At 65.0% G+C, this 17,154-nt stretch carries 23 protein-coding genes; 8 read left to right on the top strand and 15 right to left on the bottom strand.

Going from position 1 to position 17,154, the window contains the following annotated elements; translation table 11 throughout:
* Positions 1 to 124: 124 nt before the first annotated feature.
* Positions 125 to 559: a c-type cytochrome gene (locus tag CIT39_RS15970; RefSeq protein WP_244607590.1), complete on the bottom strand. Its 435-nt coding sequence runs from the start codon at positions 557 to 559 to the stop codon at positions 125 to 127.
* 144 nt (positions 560 to 703) lie between these two features.
* On the opposite strand from CIT39_RS15970, the gene CIT39_RS15965 reads away from it, so the two are divergent.
* Entirely contained in the window at positions 704 to 1,054 is a 351-nt protein-coding gene (locus tag CIT39_RS15965) for a zinc ribbon domain-containing protein YjdM (RefSeq protein WP_094974397.1), read from the top strand.
* A 9-nt stretch (positions 1,055 to 1,063) separates the two neighbouring features.
* Here CIT39_RS15965 and CIT39_RS15960 read toward each other — a convergent pair whose 3' ends face one another.
* The 4 genes from CIT39_RS15960 to CIT39_RS15945 all read right to left on the bottom strand — a co-directional run bounded on the left by CIT39_RS15960 (position 1,064) and on the right by CIT39_RS15945 (position 3,158).
* A complete protein-coding gene (locus CIT39_RS15960) occupies positions 1,064 to 1,984 on the bottom strand; it encodes a DMT family transporter (protein ID WP_094974398.1) in 921 nt (306 codons plus the stop codon).
* A 103-nt stretch (positions 1,985 to 2,087) separates the two neighbouring features.
* Positions 2,088 to 2,234: a hypothetical protein gene (locus CIT39_RS15955; protein WP_162848649.1), complete on the bottom strand. Its 147-nt coding sequence runs from the start codon at positions 2,232 to 2,234 to the stop codon at positions 2,088 to 2,090.
* 293 nt (positions 2,235 to 2,527) lie between these two features.
* A complete protein-coding gene (locus CIT39_RS15950; protein ID WP_094974399.1) occupies positions 2,528 to 2,776 on the bottom strand; it encodes a hypothetical protein in 249 nt (82 codons plus the stop codon).
* 211 nt (positions 2,777 to 2,987) lie between these two features.
* Complete coding sequence (locus tag CIT39_RS15945) at positions 2,988 to 3,158, bottom strand: Flp family type IVb pilin (RefSeq protein WP_094896836.1); 171 nt, start codon at positions 3,156 to 3,158, stop codon at positions 2,988 to 2,990.
* Between the two features lie 324 nt (positions 3,159 to 3,482).
* On the opposite strand from CIT39_RS15945, the gene CIT39_RS15940 reads away from it, so the two are divergent.
* Positions 3,483 to 4,787 carry a hypothetical protein gene (locus tag CIT39_RS15940; protein ID WP_094974400.1) on the top strand — a complete coding sequence of 435 codons (1,305 nt, stop codon included), beginning with the start codon at positions 3,483 to 3,485 and terminating at the stop codon, positions 4,785 to 4,787.
* 5 nt (positions 4,788 to 4,792) lie between these two features.
* Here CIT39_RS15940 and pdxY read toward each other — a convergent pair whose 3' ends face one another.
* From pdxY to CIT39_RS15925, 3 genes are all read right to left on the bottom strand, one after another.
* A complete protein-coding gene (pdxY, locus tag CIT39_RS15935) occupies positions 4,793 to 5,611 on the bottom strand; it encodes a pyridoxal kinase (protein ID WP_094974401.1) in 819 nt (272 codons plus the stop codon).
* Positions 5,612 to 5,660: 49 nt separating this feature from the next.
* Positions 5,661 to 6,302, bottom strand: coding sequence for an FMN-binding negative transcriptional regulator (locus CIT39_RS15930; RefSeq protein WP_094974402.1), 642 nt, complete (start codon positions 6,300 to 6,302; stop codon positions 5,661 to 5,663).
* A gap of 93 nt (positions 6,303 to 6,395) precedes the next feature.
* Complete coding sequence (locus tag CIT39_RS15925) at positions 6,396 to 7,040, bottom strand: TetR/AcrR family transcriptional regulator (protein ID WP_094974403.1); 645 nt, start codon at positions 7,038 to 7,040, stop codon at positions 6,396 to 6,398.
* 97 nt (positions 7,041 to 7,137) lie between these two features.
* Here CIT39_RS15925 and CIT39_RS15920 point away from each other — a divergent pair, with 97 nt between their 5' ends.
* The gene (locus CIT39_RS15920; RefSeq protein WP_094974404.1) at positions 7,138 to 7,803 is read left to right on the top strand and encodes an O-methyltransferase; all 666 of its coding nucleotides are present in this window, start codon (positions 7,138 to 7,140) and stop codon (positions 7,801 to 7,803) included.
* Positions 7,804 to 7,930: 127 nt separating this feature from the next.
* Complete coding sequence (locus CIT39_RS15915; RefSeq protein ID WP_094974405.1) at positions 7,931 to 8,275, top strand: DMT family transporter; 345 nt, start codon at positions 7,931 to 7,933, stop codon at positions 8,273 to 8,275.
* A 22-nt stretch (positions 8,276 to 8,297) separates the two neighbouring features.
* Here CIT39_RS15915 and CIT39_RS15910 read toward each other — a convergent pair whose 3' ends face one another.
* The 5 genes from CIT39_RS15910 to CIT39_RS15890 form a co-directional block, all read right to left on the bottom strand.
* Entirely contained in the window at positions 8,298 to 8,612 is a 315-nt protein-coding gene (locus CIT39_RS15910) for a hypothetical protein (RefSeq protein ID WP_162308523.1), read from the bottom strand.
* A gap of 70 nt (positions 8,613 to 8,682) precedes the next feature.
* Positions 8,683 to 8,862 (bottom strand): hypothetical protein, encoded by a 180-nt coding sequence (locus CIT39_RS15905; RefSeq protein ID WP_244607589.1) that lies wholly within the window; start codon positions 8,860 to 8,862, stop codon positions 8,683 to 8,685.
* Between the two features lie 162 nt (positions 8,863 to 9,024).
* Positions 9,025 to 9,303 (bottom strand): hypothetical protein, encoded by a 279-nt coding sequence (locus CIT39_RS15900; RefSeq protein WP_094974407.1) that lies wholly within the window; start codon positions 9,301 to 9,303, stop codon positions 9,025 to 9,027.
* Between the two features lie 160 nt (positions 9,304 to 9,463).
* Positions 9,464 to 10,438: an SH3 domain-containing protein gene (locus CIT39_RS15895; RefSeq protein WP_094974408.1), complete on the bottom strand. Its 975-nt coding sequence runs from the start codon at positions 10,436 to 10,438 to the stop codon at positions 9,464 to 9,466.
* A gap of 155 nt (positions 10,439 to 10,593) precedes the next feature.
* Positions 10,594 to 12,516 carry an FAD-binding monooxygenase gene (locus tag CIT39_RS15890; protein ID WP_094974409.1) on the bottom strand — a complete coding sequence of 641 codons (1,923 nt, stop codon included), beginning with the start codon at positions 12,514 to 12,516 and terminating at the stop codon, positions 10,594 to 10,596.
* Between the two features lie 103 nt (positions 12,517 to 12,619).
* Here CIT39_RS15890 and CIT39_RS15885 point away from each other — a divergent pair, with 103 nt between their 5' ends.
* Both CIT39_RS15885 and CIT39_RS15880 read left to right on the top strand, forming a co-directional pair.
* A complete protein-coding gene (locus CIT39_RS15885; protein WP_094974410.1) occupies positions 12,620 to 13,084 on the top strand; it encodes a MarR family winged helix-turn-helix transcriptional regulator in 465 nt (154 codons plus the stop codon).
* Between the two features lie 121 nt (positions 13,085 to 13,205).
* Positions 13,206 to 13,640, top strand: coding sequence for a COG4315 family predicted lipoprotein (locus tag CIT39_RS15880; protein ID WP_094974411.1), 435 nt, complete (start codon positions 13,206 to 13,208; stop codon positions 13,638 to 13,640).
* A 46-nt stretch (positions 13,641 to 13,686) separates the two neighbouring features.
* Here CIT39_RS15880 and CIT39_RS15875 read toward each other — a convergent pair whose 3' ends face one another.
* Positions 13,687 to 14,340, bottom strand: a complete 654-nt coding sequence (locus CIT39_RS15875) for a L,D-transpeptidase (RefSeq protein WP_094974735.1) — start codon at positions 14,338 to 14,340, stop codon at positions 13,687 to 13,689.
* 314 nt (positions 14,341 to 14,654) lie between these two features.
* On the opposite strand from CIT39_RS15875, the gene CIT39_RS15870 reads away from it, so the two are divergent.
* Positions 14,655 to 15,671 (top strand): hypothetical protein, encoded by a 1,017-nt coding sequence (locus CIT39_RS15870; RefSeq protein WP_094974412.1) that lies wholly within the window; start codon positions 14,655 to 14,657, stop codon positions 15,669 to 15,671.
* 376 nt (positions 15,672 to 16,047) lie between these two features.
* A complete protein-coding gene (locus CIT39_RS15865; protein ID WP_094896824.1) occupies positions 16,048 to 16,278 on the top strand; it encodes a DUF6894 family protein in 231 nt (76 codons plus the stop codon).
* Here the strand turns inward: CIT39_RS15865 and CIT39_RS15860 are convergent, their stop codons facing one another.
* Complete coding sequence (locus CIT39_RS15860) at positions 16,279 to 17,064, bottom strand: SDR family NAD(P)-dependent oxidoreductase (RefSeq protein ID WP_094974736.1); 786 nt, start codon at positions 17,062 to 17,064, stop codon at positions 16,279 to 16,281.
* Between the last annotated feature and the right edge of the window lie 90 nt (positions 17,065 to 17,154).

The raw sequence follows: 17,154 nt of genomic DNA, 5'->3' as shown, positions 1-17,154 counted from the left end.
GCGCAATCCGGTGTTTTGCCCGACGCCTTAAGTCGTTATTCGGCGTTACCGAAATATACGAGCCTTATCAAAGACATCTCTACTGTGCATGGGGTTGTTTTCGCAAAAATCGCTTCCGGCGGCCTCACTTGTCTCGAAGGCTCAGGATGTAGGCCGACAGCGCGTCGGCCTGCTGCGGCGAAATCACGAGGTTCGGCATGTTCCGGTGGCTGGTGCGCCAGAACACCTTGAGCGACAGCGCGGTGGTGCCGCTGCGGTCGGCGATGGCCTGGAAGCTCGGGGCCTCGTCGAAGAATCCGGCCGTGTGCGGCTCGACGGCGTGACAGGTCTGGCACCACGCCTCTGCCAGACGATGCCCCTCGGCCACAGCGCGCGGGCCGGACCGCGGCGCCCCCGCGGCGGTGTGAACGACGCCCAGCAGAAACAGCACCGACAACGCGATCAGAACGATCAAGCCGAGATAGATTCGAACGCCGTGCGACATCGCCATTCCCCGCTGTTGGTTCGAAGGCATGTGAAGCGTAGGTCGCACCGAGCGGCTGAAGTTGATCTGCGTCAAGCGAGCGCCTCGGCTGGCTCATCGCGATCCGGATCGCGCCGTTTCGGTGATATCGCACCGGCGCTTCCCGCAGCTTTCGCTTGCTTTCCGCGATCCCGCCCCTACGGTCGCGCCGCAAACGAAGCGCTTTTACGAGACCAGCCAATGACCGACGCGATGAAATGCCCCGCCTGCAATTCCGAGCACGCCTATCAGGACCGCGATCTCTGGGTCTGCCCGGAATGCGGCCATGAATGGAGCGGTTCGGCGGAGGCGGCGGCGGACACCGCGCAGGCGGCCGGCGTGCGCGATGCCAACGGCAACGTGCTCGCCGATGGCGACAGCGTCATCGTGATCAAGGATCTCAAGATCAAGGGCTCCTCCTCGGTGGTGAAGGGCGGCACCAAGGTGCGCAACATCCGCCTGCAGGACGCCAGCGACGGCCACGACATCGCCTGCAAGATCGACGGCATCGGCGCGATGAACCTGAAGTCGGAGTTCGTGAAGAAGGCTTGAGCTTCGCGCCTACCTCTGCCGCTGCGCCAGATAGAATCCGCACAGCACCGTCACCAGCCCCGCGCCCTGCAGCATCGTCGGCGCCTCGCCGAGCAGCAGCCAGCCGGTGAGCAGCGTCAGCGCCGGCACGCAGGCCGGAAACACCGCGGCGCGGGCGACGCCGAGGCGCTGCACCGAAACCGCGTAGAGATACAGCGCGGCGGGGCCGGCGAGCACGCCCTGCGCCAGCGCCTGGATCGCATTCTCGGTCACGCCGATCGCCGCAACATGGGCAACGCCGACGGTTGCGATGTAGACCGGCAGCAGCAGCAGCGACAGCACGTTGATCACCAGCGCAGCCGACACGGCCGAGACGCGCCAATGGCGCAGTGCCGCGCCGAAGCCTGCGAACATCAACCCGGTGAGCACGAAGGTCAAATCGCCGAGCACGCCGTCGGCCCCGATGTGGCCGATCGATTCCGCGCCGATCACGCCGAGGCCGCCGACGATGACGACCGCACCGGCAAGGCGCGAGGCCGAGATGTGCTCCTTCAGCACCAACGCCGCGAGCAAGAGGCCGCCCAGTGTCGCGCAGGAGGGCTGGATCACGCTGCCATGGCCGAGCGGCACGAACAGGAATCCGGTGTAGGAGATCAGCGACATCACGGGGCCGCCGAGCACCATCAGCACGAGGCCCCTGCTCCAGCCGATGCCGCAGAGATCGGAGATGCCGGCGCGGAACACCAGCGGCAGGAACACGAGTCCCGACCAGACATAGCGATGCACCAGCAGATCGACCGGCGTGAAGCCGACCTTGAGGCCATGCCGCGTGGCGGCAAAGCCGAGCGCCCAGAACAGCGCCGCGGCAAGGCCGCAAAGGACGCCGAGCAGTGCCGGCGCCGTATCGTGCTTCTGAGAGAGAGCGCCAGCGCCGCTCGTCCGCTGATCCATGGGCTTCAGCCTTATGTCAGCGCCCATATCGGCTCAACCCACGCGGCTGCAGGGCTGGCACGCGGGGGTGATTACCGGGCTTCAGCGCAACGCCGGATATCGCTCAGAAAAATCCGGGGCTGAGATCGAGGCCGTAGGTCAGGCTCAGCACGAACACGAACAAAGCGGCGGCGGCGAACAAGACCGCGTGCTTGAGAATGAACGCACGCGGCGAAATGGTGACGATACCGGCTTTCTGCGCAACGGGCATGACGGCCTCCAATATGATTTCAAAATTGGCCGCAACGATGCAGCCGCCGCATCAAGCAACGCGACGTGCAAAGCAACTCTTAAAGGGATCACGCTCGTTATGAACGGGGATACATCTCCGGCACATTCACGCGAACTTGTTCGCAGCCGGATTCTCGATCAGCGCATCGGCGTCGATTCGCCGTGCCGAGACGTTGCACCATGCGCGCACCCGATGCGCAAGCAGCGGCGCTTTCGATTGAGGCAGTGGGTCCCGCTTCTCCGCGGAGCCCACCTGCCGTTCAAAATGTCAGCTTAGCGCGCCACGCCAACGGTGGCGGTCTTCACCTTGCGAGGGCTGAGCACGTTCACCTGGTGGGCCGAGGCGAGCGTGGTCGGCGCAGCGGTCTGCTGCTCGACATGCGCGGCACCGAGGACGCGAACCTGCAAGGGCGAGACCGGAAATCCGTTGGTCTCGTAAGTCGGCAACTCGGCGGCGAAAGCCGCGGTGCTGCCCGCGATCGCCAGGATGGCGGCGGCGATCGACAGAGTCTTCTTGTTCATTGTCATGCTCCTGAGTGGAAGAGTCGGAGCCTATTTAGGCACGGTTTGCTGCATTGCGACATACTTTGTTGCAATGCAACAGCGCGTGCGGTGCATGGCGATATGTTCAACGCGTACAAGGCGTTGACCGAATCACGGCCGGCCGCGACATGACGGTTTTATGGACGGTGTTCAGCCACCGAGCACACCGCCCCGGCCATCGCGCGACGCCCTATTTCAATGCAGTCGCCAGCGACTGCAGCTTTGCGACGAGATTGATGCCGAGCGCATGGATGATCTCGATGATCGCGAGCGCGATCCCGGCTGCGATCAGGCCGTATTCGATCGCGGTGGCGCCGGATTCATCGGCGAGGAATTCGGCCCATTTACATTTCAACGTCACAATCGCGTCCTTCCAACTCTGCCGGAACGCCGGCAAGCGAGAAATGCACCACCACAATCCAAGATTGAGTAAATCCGATCGCTTCAAGTTGACGACAATGAACGCCGCTTTTGCTCGCGGTCCCCTCCAAAACGACAGTGGAACCCGCGTTGCAGCTTGGCAACACCCCCACGAAAAGCCCGTTTTCGCCGATTTACGCCATTGCGCCGCCACACGGTCCTCCGAACAATCGAGGCGCTGCGTGCCTTTCCGTGCAAGACTGTTTTTGCATCATGACTGTTCCGACAGAGCGTGTCCGAACAGAACCGTTTGGAGGCAGGGATCATGAACGATCGGCGGTCTCTTCTGGTGGCGGTCGCGTGCCCCTCGGCCGTTCTCGCCGGCTGGCTGGCGCTCTCCCTCTCCGCCTATGCCCCTGCCCTCATCGAAAACAGCGGCGCCAATGCGGCTGCCGTGTCCCGCGCCAAGGATCTCAGCCGGCTCGACCTCGCCGACGTGCCGCGCGCTGCGACGATCGAGGACGGCATCGCCTTGACCGCCGACATCGCGGCTGCCGTCGCCGCGGCACCGGCCCCGACGATCACTGAAACGGTGCCCGAGCCGCCCGCCATCAAGCTCGCCTCGGCCGATCCGGCGCTGATCCTGCCGGCGGAGACGCCGCCCGCGCCGCAGATCTCGCCTGAACCAGAGCCCGCCGTCAGCGAGGCTGTCCCGGTTGCAGCGCCAGCGACCGTCAAGCTCGCCTCTGCCGATCCCACCGAGATCGTGACGACGGACGAACTGTCGCCCGCGGCGATCGCGACCGGCCCCGTCACACCTGCGAGCAAGGCATCACCGCCGGCCGACACCGTCGCCGTGCTCGACGAATGCTTCGTCATGGATGCCTGCATCGACCGTTATCTCTGGGCGCTCTATCAGCGCACCGCGAAAGAGGACTCGATCAAGGTCCAGGAGCGCCGCGCCGTCACCGTCAAGCGCAAGGGCAAGACGGTCACGGTGATGCGCAGCTTCACCAAGCTGGTCGACCAGGATTTCGGCTGGAAGGATCCGAAGGCGGCCGAGCATGCCGGCATGTCGATGATGGACTACGTCATCGGCGGCATGGACAAGAGCTTCAAGCGGAAGCTGTTCCGCACGCTGCTCGCCGCGGAGGCCGCCGGCCTCTCGCCCGGCATCACCAGCGCGTTCCGCGACGATTACCGCCAGTCGATCGCGAGCGGCCTGAAGGCCGCCTCCGACCGCTCCTATCACGGTGGCAGCACGCGCGGCGGCTACGGCCACGGCATGGCCGCAGACATCGTCAGCACCCAGGGCAATAATCGCGCGCAGCGCTGGGTCTCGACCGAAATCCTGTGGAAGTGGGTCGACGCCAACGGCAAGGCATATGGCATCGGCCGGCCCTATCTCGGCCGCGACCCGCCGCATGTCGGCCCGGTCGACGGCGCCGAATACATATCAAAGCGTGGCACGAGTGAGCGCAAGGAAGTCGCCAGCGCCAAACCTAAGAAGTCGCGGGCTGTCGCGAGCGCCAAGCCGCCAAAGGCCCAAAAGGCACAAGCCGCGCGTGAGCAGAAGAGCCCGGCCAAGCCACAGAAGGCGGCGCAATCGACCGGCAAGCGCGCGACCTGAGGCCGTTACGGCTGGCGTATCGGCCTCGGCAGCGGCACCAGCCGCATCTCGGCTGTGCCGGCATCCTGGGTACGCACCAGCACCGCGAAGATGGTTTCGACCGCAAGCCGCACGGCGGCCTCGATGGCCTCGCCCTTGGCCAGATGCGCGGCGATCAGGCCGGTGAGGAGATCGCCGGTGCCAGAGGGGCGGATCGGCAGGCGCGGCGTCGCAAAGCGCGACAACTGCCCCGCGGCGCACAGGATCGTCTCCACCTGCCCTGCCGCCGTATCAGCGAGCGTGCAACCGGTCGCGACCACGTCGATGCGGCCGGTCCCCGCCAGCGTTGAACAGGCCGCACGCAGGTCCTGCGCATTCGCGATCGTGAGGCCTGAGAGCAGCTCGAGCTCGAACTGGTTCGGCGTGGTGAGGTTGGCTGCCGGCAGCAGCCGGTGCCGGACCACATCCAGAATGCCGTCGGCGACATAGACGCGGCCGTCATCGCCGATCACGGGATCGCAGAGATAGACGAGCCTTGAATTCCGCGTGAGCGCTCGCTCGACGAAATCGGCGATCACGGCGGCGTTGCCCGGCGAGCCGAGATAGCCGGTGACGAGCACGGCGGCCTCGTCGACCAGACCGCGCTCCTCCACACCGGTCAGAAGATCGGCAACGAGCTCGGTCTCCAGCACCCGCCCGCGCAGGCTCGGATAGCGCGGATGGTTGGACAGCAGCGTCGTCGGCACCGCCGCAACATTCACGCCCTCCGCCTGAATGGCATAGGCGGCCGCGCTGTTGCCGACATGGCCGTGGACCACCTGGCTTTGAATGGAGATGACGAGCATGGAAGAGGTCCGTAGGGTCAAACGTGCTGCAAGGCAAGCATGGCCCGGATCACGAAATGTCGTAGCCAAGCCCCGGCCGCAACGCCTGCATCTTCTGCGCCAGCCGCCGGTGTCCGCTCTCCTCCGACCGCGCCAGCCGGCCAGCGACGGCGACATGATCCGCATCGCTCTTGTGCTGGTTGAGCTTGGCCTGACCTTCGACGGTGTCGATCACGAGATCGACGACGCGGATCGCCGCCAGCATGCTCTCCCGCTTGGCCCCCTCCATCTGCGCGAGGTCCCAGGGCTGCTTCGGCAGCCGCGCCTCGGAGACCGCAAGCAGCGCGTCGCCATGACCGCGGTTCTGGTCCAGCTCGCGCGGATGGGCAACGCCCGACAGATGCACCGCCTCGTAGAGCCAGGTCGAGACGTTGTCGCGCGAGGAATACCAGTCGTTGGAGATGTAGGCATCGTCGCCGGCAACGATCAGCAGGAAGCGCCGCGTGCCATCCGCGAGCGGCACGAGCGGATTTTTGGCGGTGAAATGGATCTGCACGATGGCACGCCCGTCGCGCTGATCCAGCACGAACGGCACATGCGAGGCGCGCGGGCCGCGCTCGTCCGCTGCCACGATCATGCCGAAGCCGCGCCTGCTCGCGAATTCCAACGCGCGCTGCTCCTCGATGTGGAACTGGGGACGAAGAACATGCATGGCGCGGCGCTCGATGGCTGGACGAGGGACGATTTGAGGCTAACCCATCGTCTGTTGGAATCAGAAACGATATTGTCCCGCAAAATGCAGATGTCAGGAATGATCTCGGCGCCGTGCCAGCTCGCCGAGATAGGCGCAGAACATGTCGGCCAGCCCGTCGGCATGACGTGCGATCTCGGCCTCACTGCGCGGCGTCTCCGAAAACCGCTTGCCGACCGCGCTCAGCGTCGTCTTGATCAGCTCGCCGGCAAGCGCATGGGTCGCCTCCGAGGCTTTGGGCAGCGCTTCCCGCATGAACGCCGCGATGATCCCCTCACCGGCGGCCCGCGCGTCCTGCGCCTCGGGCGCGTCGCGATAGAGCGGCGCTGCATCGCTGAGCGCGCCGCGGATCGCGGCCTCCTCGCACTCGGACAGAATGAAGGCATGCACCAGCGCGCGCAGCCGCACCGGCGGTGGCTTCGCCCGGTCTTCGAGGATGCCGCGCAGCAGCTCGCTCGTTTGCCGCCACTCGTCGCTCTGGAGACGGAACAGGATCGCGGCCTTGTTCGGGAAATATTGATAGAGCGATCCGACGCTCACCCCGGCCCGCTCCGCCACCCGCGCCGTGGTGAAACGCGGCGCGCCCTCCTTCGTCAGAACCTGAACAGCGGCATCGAGGATGGCCGCGACAAGCTCGCTGGAGCGGGCCTGTTGCGGCTGTTTTCGTGAAGAAATTGAACGGCTTCGACGCTCGGCCATGGCTCACTTGGGGAATGCGAATAGGAAATGCGACGAATTAGTCGTATTTCACGCGGCACGCAAGCACGCGTTTCTTCGCCACCTCTGGAGACCTAAAATGACCATCCCGACCATCACATCCCTTGCGCCCCTGCTGGAGCGCCTGTTCGAGGAGGCCGAAGCAGCAAACGGCGCAACGCTAGCCGCCGTCGCAGATTTGTCCGATGCCGACCGGGCGCGCTTGATGCGGAGCAAGACCGACTATCGCGACCTCTACGGACGCCTGAAGGAGGCGCCGCTTGCGGTCTCGCGCGAAACAGGCCGCCTGCTCTACATGCTAGCCCGCGCCTCCCGCGCCAGGGCGATCGTCGAGTTTGGCACGTCGTTCGGCATCTCGACACTGCACCTTGCCGCAGGCCTGCGCGACAATGGCGGCGGCCACCTCATCACCAGCGAGTTCGAGCCGTCCAAGGCGGCGCGGGCACGGCAGAACCTCATCGCCGGCGGCTTGATCGATCTCGTCCAGATCCGCGAAGGCGACGCGCTGAAGACGCTCAGCATCGATCTGCCCGACACGATTGATCTCGTACTGCTCGACGGCGCCAAGGCGCTCTATCCGGATATCCTCGATCTGTTGGAAGGCCATCTCGGACCGGGCGCGATCATCGTCGCCGACAATGCCGACGACAGCCCGGACTATCTGGCGCGCGTGCGCGCGCCCGGCAGCGGCTACATGTCCACACCCTTCGCCGAAGACGTCGAGCTCTCCGTGCGGATCAACTGACACCGCACGGTCCGTTTCCAGCCGGTGTCGCAGCTTCGTCACTTACGGATGATAATCGCTCTCAGTGAAGAGTCTGTTCATGATTGACCTTGGCTGTCGCGCTGCATCTTTCACCCGCTGAGAGACCATGACCCCAGCTTTCAATGCCTACGCGGCACTCGCGCTCGCCATCGTGTTCGAGGTCACCGCGTCGGCGTTGTTGCAGCAGTCGGCGCAGTTCACCCGTCCGTGGCCGACACTGGGGATGGTCCTGCTCTACGTCGCCTCGTTCTATGCGCTGTCGTTGGCGATCCGGGTTGTCCCGTTGAGCATCGCCTATGCGATCTGGGGTGGGGTCGGCATCATCCTGACCGCCACCGTGTCCTTCGTGCTGTTCCGCCAAATACTGGACGCCGCAGCCTTCGTCGGCATTGCCCTGATCGTATCAGGTGTCGTGGTCATCAACTTGTTCTCGGAGACCAATGTGCATTGATGCCGGGGAGCCGACGCGCCGGCTATTGGCTCTGCACGGGCTTTGCCGAACGCGGAGCGGACCGCGCGGGCTTCTTGGGCCTGACCGCAGCGCGCGGCGGCGGCTCGTCAACAGACTGCAGATAAGCGGCGAGCGCCTTGGCCGAATCCAAACTGGTCGCGTAGTGATCCTTGAGGAACCAGGACAGCGTCAGGCTGAAGCGACCCTTGGCAAGGCCGCGCGGACTGCGATGGCAGGTCGCGCAGCCGTCAGCGAACAGCTTCGCGGGCGGCTTGCCGGCGTCGAGATTTTGCGCGGCGGCAACCGTCGCCGTCAGAACGGCGGCTGCAACAGCCATCACGGGCACGATCCGGTCGCGCCCAGGTCGAAACAGCGATGTCAAATGCCGTCCCCTCGCCCGCTTTCGGTCACGCCGCCGACAGCTGATCGAACTCCGGCGGAGCGTAGGCCTTGCCGTCCTGGTCGGTGATGACGACCTGCCACCCCTCGCTCACCCACACCTTCGCCTTCGCCACGATGAGCAGCCGGCTCTCGCGGTCGAAACTGTACTTCGCGTTGTCGCGTTCTGCGACCATTTTGTAGGCCAATTCGCATCCCCTTGCGTCGCCCTGCACCCGGCCTCCTCGTGGCAGCGGGCTTTGGCGGCAATTCGCCGGGAGCGTGGCAATTTGGTGCCATCCGCAGGCATGCGCCGATGATCGGCGCTGGCGACCGGCGTCGATGGAACCGATCATCCCGATTCCGGAGCCCTAATGCACGCGGATGATGTGGGGGCGGCCGAGATCGATCAGCCCCTGCACCGCAGAGAGGCGGTCGTCGAGGGCTGCGATGGTGAGCAGCAGGTTGTTGCGGCGCTCGTCGAGCATGCCCATCTCGGCGCCGGAGAGCTTTGTGCCCGTCCGTTCCTTGTGGATCCTTTCGAGGGACTCGCGCAGTCCGGCAATGAGGCCGGTCAGCTGTCTGGCTTCCTTCGTCATCGAACGCTTCGCGACGTTTTGGCGGCGCGTCTCCGCCTGGCCCTGTTTCATATCATCCTCCCGTGCCCCGCTGCCCCGAGTGGATGCTTACAGCTTTGGGTAGACATGTTACGATCGATGAAATCTGCCAGCGAAGAACTATCTTAAATTGTAAAAGCCTCGACAAGCGAGGAAAAAGCCCGGCACCAGGGCCGGGCTTCCCTTTGCGATGCTAGTGCCTCTGATGTCCGCCACCGGGGCCGGCCGCCGGGGCGCTGCCGCCACGCGGGGCGGCATTGATATGCGGAGCACCGCCCCCGCCGCCGTGGGGCATTGCAGGCGCGGCGGCGCGCGGCGCCGGCATCTGCGCACGGGCATTCATCGGCGAACCATGGCTCACGTTTGGCTGGGCGACATGCGGCATCACCGGACGCGCTGGAGGCGCGGCCGATACGCGGGGCGCTTCGTGCGCGCGGGCCATCGGCTGCGCACGCACCGGAGCGCGGGTCGCAGCCCGCTCGTGCATCATGCGTGCCTGTGCATCGCGCGGATTGCGGCTCTGCGCGTTGGTCCGTTCTTGCGCGATGCGCTCGTTTCGTCCAGCGCGGGTCCGGTCGGGCATAACAGCAGCGCCGCGCTTCGCGATCGCAGCGTCGTGCTGTGTGGTCGCGGCGTCACGCTTTGAGATCGTGGCGGTTCCCTTACCGCGCACGCCGCTGCGTTCGAGCGCGATTGCGGCATCGCGAGTCGCCGCACGGCCGATGCGAGCCGCACGCGGATCAATCGTCATCCGCGTCGCGACGCGCTCGTGCGAGGTCCAGTACTTATTCCAGTAAGCGTGGCGGCGATAAAAAGGACGCCCTTCGTAGTGGCTGGACCAATACGAGGTCAGCACGAAGGGAACGACGGGAACGTCGATCTCATCGACATAGTCGGGGAGATAGATGTAATGATTGCGGTAGAGATATTCGAGATATTGCGACGACACCCAGCCGCGGTCATCGGAGAAGCTGACGTCGCACCAGGCATTGCCGCGCAGGCAGCCATGGATGTTGACGCGGGCGCCCTCGGGGACGCGATCGACCAGGGGAAAGCCCGGCCCCGGCCCGGCCCGCAATCCGGTCGAGACGGTGACGATGCCCGGCGCGGCCAGCGCGGCCGTCGGGACCAGCAACAATGCTGCAACTAAAGCGGTTCTGAACTTCATGGCGCAGTCCTCCTTTGAGAGGCGGAACGCGCCAGCAGAACAGGCGTTCCGCGTACGGCGCGCCATCCATCGAAAGATCGAGATGCGCGCCCGTGCGCGGTTCAATATTCATCCGCCGTTCATCGGCGCACCGCCTATGGCGCGCTGAAGGACCGTTAGTTGACCTGCAACATGAACGCGTCGAAGTACGACGCAAGCCCGGCAAAGTCGGAGAGCGGCAGCACGTTCGCGACATACTGGTCCGGCCGCACCACGACCACGCAGCCGGCTTTCCGATCGATGCCGCGCATCGTGAAAATGTCCTGGCCGCTCTTGAGGTCCGGACAGAACATCTTTTCGTAGTCGCGCAAACCATAGCGCCCCTTGCGCGGGAGCAGCAGCGACGGCATCGCCGCGACGGCGAGTTCGCGATGATTTTGCTGGAACACCGCCCGCAGATCGATCACGCTGTCGATGTCGGCGCCAACGGGGGTGTATCGTCTCACCGGAGACTCCCGGGCCTCAGCGAGGAAGTTGCACAGCGCGCGAATGGCGGAGCCTGCGGCCGCAGGATCTTCGGCAGGCGAAAACGCGTAGATCCGGAAGCGGCCATCAGCCTGCGCGGCGTGGCCGAGATGAACCGGCTTGGCATCCGCCAGCCGGATCACCGGTGCGGAGTGGAAGCGCTTGCCGATCACGAGGCCTTGCGCGAGGCGCTGATGCGAGGCTGCACCGGTGAGGATCGATGACGTGTAATGCGTCGCCGTGCCCGCGGTGTAGCGGCCGTGCCTGACGAAATAATCCTGCGTCCTGGCGGCATCGGCGCCACCCGCTTTTGCTGACGACGCCAAAATCCCTGCCCATTCGCGATCGAAATCGATCAGCTCTTTCGCAACCGACTGGCGCTCCGCCGAATAGGAATGCAGCAGGTTTGGAGCGCACTGCTTCCGCAGGACGGCGGCAAGTTTCCAGCCGAGATTGAAGGCGTCCTGCATCGAGACGTTCATGCCCTGTCCGGCCTTGGGGCTGTGGGTATGGCAGGCATCGCCGGCGATGAAGATACGCGGCAGGCGCGATGCGATCTCGGACTCCGGCACATCGTCGAACTTGTCGGTGAGACGCTGGCCGATCTCGTAGACCGACCACCAGGCGATCTCCTTCACCTCCAGCGTATGCGGCTTCAGGATCCGCTGCGCCTTCGCAATCACATCGTCGGCGGTGATGTTGCGGTTCGCGACGCGCTCACCGACCTCGAGCTTGGCGAGCTCGACATAGATGCGGACCATGTAGCCGCCCTCACGCGGAATGATCAGCAGGCTGCCGTCCTTCGCCGACTGGATCAGGGACTTGAAGCGGATGTCCGGGAAATCGGTCACCGCCAGCACGTCCATCACGCCCCAGGCATGGTTGGCGGAATCGCCGTGCAGCTCTCGCCCGATCGACTTTCGCACCATGCTGCGCGCACCGTCGCAACCGACGACATAGCGCGCCTTGATCGTTTCGACCTTCCCCTCGTTCGCAGCGTCGAGGCGTTCCAGACGCACGGTCACGGCAGGATCGGCGGGACCTGCCGCCAGATCGACCTGGAGGTCGAGCAGGCGGCGGCTGTAATGAGGTTCGAGCTTGGCCGGCGATTTGCGCATGACATCGAGAAAGCCGTCATGGATGCGCGCCTGGTTGAGGATGACGTGCGGGAATTCCGACAGCCCGTCCTCGACGTCCTGCACCCTTCCGCTGCGGACAATGGTCTCGGGCAGCCGCTCGTCCGGCTTCCAGAACGTGGTCTCGTTGACCCAATAGGCCTCCTTCAGCACGCGCTCGCTGAAGCCGTAGGCATGGAACATTTCCATGGTGCGGCAGGCGATGCCGTCGGCCTGCCCGACCAGCAGGCGATCCGGCTTCTGCTCGACGATGCAGGTCTTGAAATCAGGGAATTGCGCAAGCTGGGCGGCGAGCGTGAGGCCCGCAGGGCCACAGCCGACGATGAGGACATCGACCTCGTCAGGCACGGCGCCCGCCGCGCCCGGGGCCTGAACGCGCTCGGCGGGGTCGGCGATGTCAGGGTCGCCCGGCTGAAATCCATTCAGATGGAATTGCATGCGCCTCTCCCGTCAACTCTGTGTCTGTTTTGATATTGCTCAGTATGCTGACTATCAGTATACTTGTCAACGACGGTGCACCCCTGGCTCCTAGGAGAATTCGGTGAAAGATAACAACGATATGCCCGGGCATCTCGCGCGCCGGTTCCAGCAGATCGCCGTTGCGGTGTTCCTGGCCGAGGTCGCGGACGCCGGCTTCGACCTCACGCCGGTGCAATACGCCGCGCTCGCGACCATCAAGGCCAATCCGGGGCTCGACCAGGTAACGCTCGCAGGCTTGATCGCCTATGACCGCACCACCATCACCGGCGTGATCGATCGCCTCGTGCAGAAGGGACTGGCCGAGCGCCGCGCCTCCAGCCGCGATCGCCGCGCCCGCGAGCTCGAGATCACCGACGAGGGCCGGCGCACGCTGCGCAAGATCACACCATCAGTGGAATCGGCCCAGCGCATCCTGCTGCGCGGCCTCAGCGACAGAGAGGGCGAGGAATTGATGCGGCTGCTGCGCAAGGCGATTGCCGCCGGCAACGATCTGAGCCGCGCGCCGCTGCGCCACGTGCAGGCATGATCCCGTATCCGTGCGGGTGATTGTCGCAGCATCGCGAAACCAGGAACTAACCTTCGGCCGCTACGCTCGGCAACATTCTGCGTTTAACGCGCGATTAACTTTGCCGGTTCGGGAGATCAGGATGTTCAGGTTCGTCATTGCGGCAGCGACCATCGCGCTCTCGACTGGCTTTGCGCTCGCAAACGGCCATGGCGGCGGCGATGCCGCGCCTGCGCCCAAGCCTGAGGCGGCGACCGCGCCGGCGAAGGTGATCATCACCAAGCAGGGTCCCAAGCTCGTCGATCTCAAGGGCATGACGCTCTACACTTACGAGCGCGACACCACGGGAAAGACGTCGAACTGCAACGGCAAATGTACCGAGAGCTGGGTACCGCTCGCCGCGACGGCCGACGCCAGGGCGGTCGGCGACTTCACGGTGATCAGCCGCAACGACGGCAGCAAGATGTGGGCGTACCGTTATCGCCCGCTCTACACCTCCCCCGCCGACAAGACGCCAGGTGAAGCCAACGGCACCGCAACCACGCTGCAATGGCGCATTGCCCGGCCTGAGGACTAGAGCGAGATCAGACCGCGCGCGTCCGCACCAGAGCGCGCCTGAGCCTTCACCCGCGCCAGCTTCCGCCCGCCTCGGCCTGCGCGCTCTGTCCCGGCGGCAGCACCACGACCGTCGAATTGAGCTTCACCCGGTCGTAGAGATCGATCACGTCCTCGTTGCGCATTCGGATACAACCGGACGAGATCGCCTGCCCGATATATTCCGGCTGGTTGGTGCCGTGGATGCGGTAGAGCGTGTCCTTGTTACCGGAATAGAGATAGATGCCCCGCGCGCCCAAGGGATTGGCGGGACCGCCGGGAACGCGTGCCGGATATGGTCCGAGCCGCGCCTGGATATCTGCCGTCGGAACCCAGTCCGGCCATTCCGCCAGACGGCCGACCCGCGCGACGCCGGAGAACGCCATGGCTTCCTCGCCGACCGCAACGCCGTAGCGGATCGCCTTGCCCTCGGGCAGCACGAAATAGAGGTAGCGCGCGTCGGTATCGACCAGGATGGTACCCGGCTGCTCCTTGCGCTGGTAGTCGACGACGTGACGGAGAAATTGCTCGGGCACGTTCGCTTGCGCGTAAGGCGTATGCGCGAGCAACTGCCGGTCGCGCGGTGTCATGCTCGCGTCGGTCGATGGCGAAAGTGTAGTCTGCATGCAGCCGCCCAGCGGCAGCAGGGCAACAGCGAATAGAGCGATTAGTAATCTTGGCACCGCGCCGGCCCCCGATAGCGGATAGCACTGCCCCCAGCGTTTCCAGATGCCGCCAAAATCGTGCTGAAAACAAGGCCGCGCGGAACAATTGCGCGTGTTCGACGAGGCGGGTTCCATCACCACAAACGGCGGAAGAGCGTTGCATCATCTCCATCCCCTCGCCTTGCTTTGGTCAAACCCGGCTGGACTCGTGCGTCATCGTTCGAGCTCGTCCCATCGGGATGGGCTCACCTCAATAGATCGGCTCGCGCCAATGCGGACGACCAGTATTTCAAGCGCCCGGGCTTCAAACACCCGGCTTCAAAGGAGCTGCGATGCTCGCGACGCTGAACCCCAAGCAAATCGTCGATGAGATCGTGAAGGACACGGTCAAGGACAACGATCCGCACGACGCGATTCAGATTTCGCCCGACATTGTGCTGGCTTCGCGCCCCATCAGCGTTGCGCCCGCGCTGGCACCTGACATCGCGACCCGTCCGGAGCCGAAATTCGTGCCGGAGCCCAAAGCCTCGTTCGAGCGCAAAATCTCTCTGGAGCCCAGGTTCAGTCCTATCTCGGAGTCGCAGGCGGCACCCCCGCCCTCTGTCGACACGGCCGTCCGCGTCGCCGCGAACGATGGTGCCGGTCCGCGGAAGCGATCCGCCGCCGGCAAGTGGCTGCGCGGCGCTTTCGTCACGTTTCTGTTCGCGGGCGGCAGCGCGGCCGCCACGATCGTCTGGGCGCAACACGGCGACGCCGCCAAGCAGATGCTCGCCGAATGGACACCGGCATTGGCGTCGCTGCTGCCGTCGACATCGCAGACCGCGCCGGTCGCTGCCGCGCAGGCCGCACCGCCCACGGAGCAGGCGGCAACCGATCAAACGGCCGATCAATCTGCGACGCCGCCCGCAGTCCAGGTCGCCGCAGTTGCGCCTGCAGCGACGCAGCCCGATGCAGCGCAGTCGGTGCAATCGATGACGCACGATCTCGCCGCGATGGCGCAGCAGATCGAAGCGCTCAAAGCCAGCATCGCCGAGTTGAAGGCCGGACAGGAGCAGATGGCGCGCGAGATGGCAAAACCGCCCGTGCCGAAGCCGACAGCTGAGGTCAAGCCGGTCGATCCGCGCGCACGCGCCGCTGCGCTCCCACCGCGAGCTCCGTCACCGCCGCCGGTTCGCAAACCGAAACCGGCCGTGTCGCATACCTACATGCCGGCCTATTCTCCCGCCCCGCTTGCGCCACCGCCGTCGCAGGCTGCCGCGGTGCCGCCGCCGGTCCCGCCTGTTACCACGACTCAAGCCGTCGCCGATGACGACGGACCAATCGTGCGTCCGCCGATGCCGTTGCGCTAAGACTGAGACCACGCAACAGCACGGCGCGCTGCGACAACGTCGCATAGGCTGTCCTGGTCGATGTGATGCGTTGAGTCCGGGCAATTACGGATAAGCGACTTTTTCGCTCAAGAGAAAAGGCCGTCGGGATCTATGCCGGCGGCCTTCTCTTGCAGCTGCCGGTTCCCGGAGCCCGGTTCTGCTGCAATTCCATGCCTCATGATCGCGTCGACATGTTTAATAAAATGTTAACGACCCCACACGCTGCACATCATTTCTGCGCCATAAGCACAGAGATTGCGCGGTCTGTTCACCCGATAGATATCGACTCAGTGGTACCATCCGACATGTGTTGAGACTTCCACTGAAGCTCATCTCGTCACACCGGGGAATTCGGATGCCGTACTACTCTTTCGATCTTGTGGTTGGTGGAGAGTTCAGGAACCAGGGCGGAATCATCCTCGAAGACATCGAGGTTGCCTCCGATCGAGCCGACCAGCTCGCCACCGAGCTGTCGCAGGTGAAACCGGAGCTGCAGCAGAGGGGTTGCGCGGTGCGCGTCACCGATCGCGACGACAACGAGCTTTACCGCACGCCGCTCGATCCCGTGCCGGCCTGGCAACGCTGACTACTCTTCCAGCGCCGGCGGCTCGAACCAGTTCGTCAGCGACAATCCGCCGTCGACGACGAAGGCCGCGCCGGTGACGTAAGCGGAGAGCTTGTTCGACAATACGGTCAGCGCCATAGGCGCAAGGTCATTGGCCTCGCCGAGGCGCCCGAGCGGAATGTGCCGCGCCAGCGCGGGATCCGCGACGAACCCGCCGGCTGCGATCGCGCCGGGCACTAGCGCATTGACGCGGATGCCGTGGCGACCGAACGACTTCGCCAGTTCCTTCACCAGCATCGCCATCCCCGCCTTTGCCGTCGAATAATGCGGCAGGTTGCGCGGCGTGCCCGCATGCAGCGAGGTGAGAAACAGGAACGAGCCCGGCCGCTTCGCCGCGATAAGCCGCGTTGCGAGCTCGCGCGCCAGATGAAAGCCGGCATCGAGATTGACGGCATGCATCTGCTGCCAGGTCCTGCGATCGACCGCGAGCGCGTGATCGGCCTCCCGCCGCGGCGGCGAGGCGCTGTGGACGAAATGCGTGATCCCGCCCCACGCTGCCTCCGCCGCAGCGAGCAGTTCGTCGCACGCATCGGGCTCGGCGAGATCGCCGATCCAGGGCACCGCCAGCTCAGGCTTCTTGCTAGCGGTGATCGCGGCACTCACCCGTTCCGCGCTGATATCGGCGAACACGGTCCGGACCCCCTCGCCGACCAGGGCCTGCGCGATGGCGCGGCCGATGCCGTTGCCCGCGCCGGTGACGAGCGCGGTGTCGCGGGTAGGATCGAACGGCGTGCTGAACAGGCTCATGTCGCTCTCCGAGGCCGGGATGCGGGCCACGATAGCAAACCGCAGCGGGGCGCGACAAATTTGCCCTTCGCGGCATTGCGGAGCAACCCG

Source organism: Bradyrhizobium symbiodeficiens (genome assembly GCF_002266465.3).
Lineage (GTDB): Bacteria > Pseudomonadota > Alphaproteobacteria > Rhizobiales > Xanthobacteraceae > Bradyrhizobium > Bradyrhizobium symbiodeficiens.
Note: the sequence above shows the minus strand (reverse complement) of the source record. Positions and strands in the feature narration are given on the sequence as shown.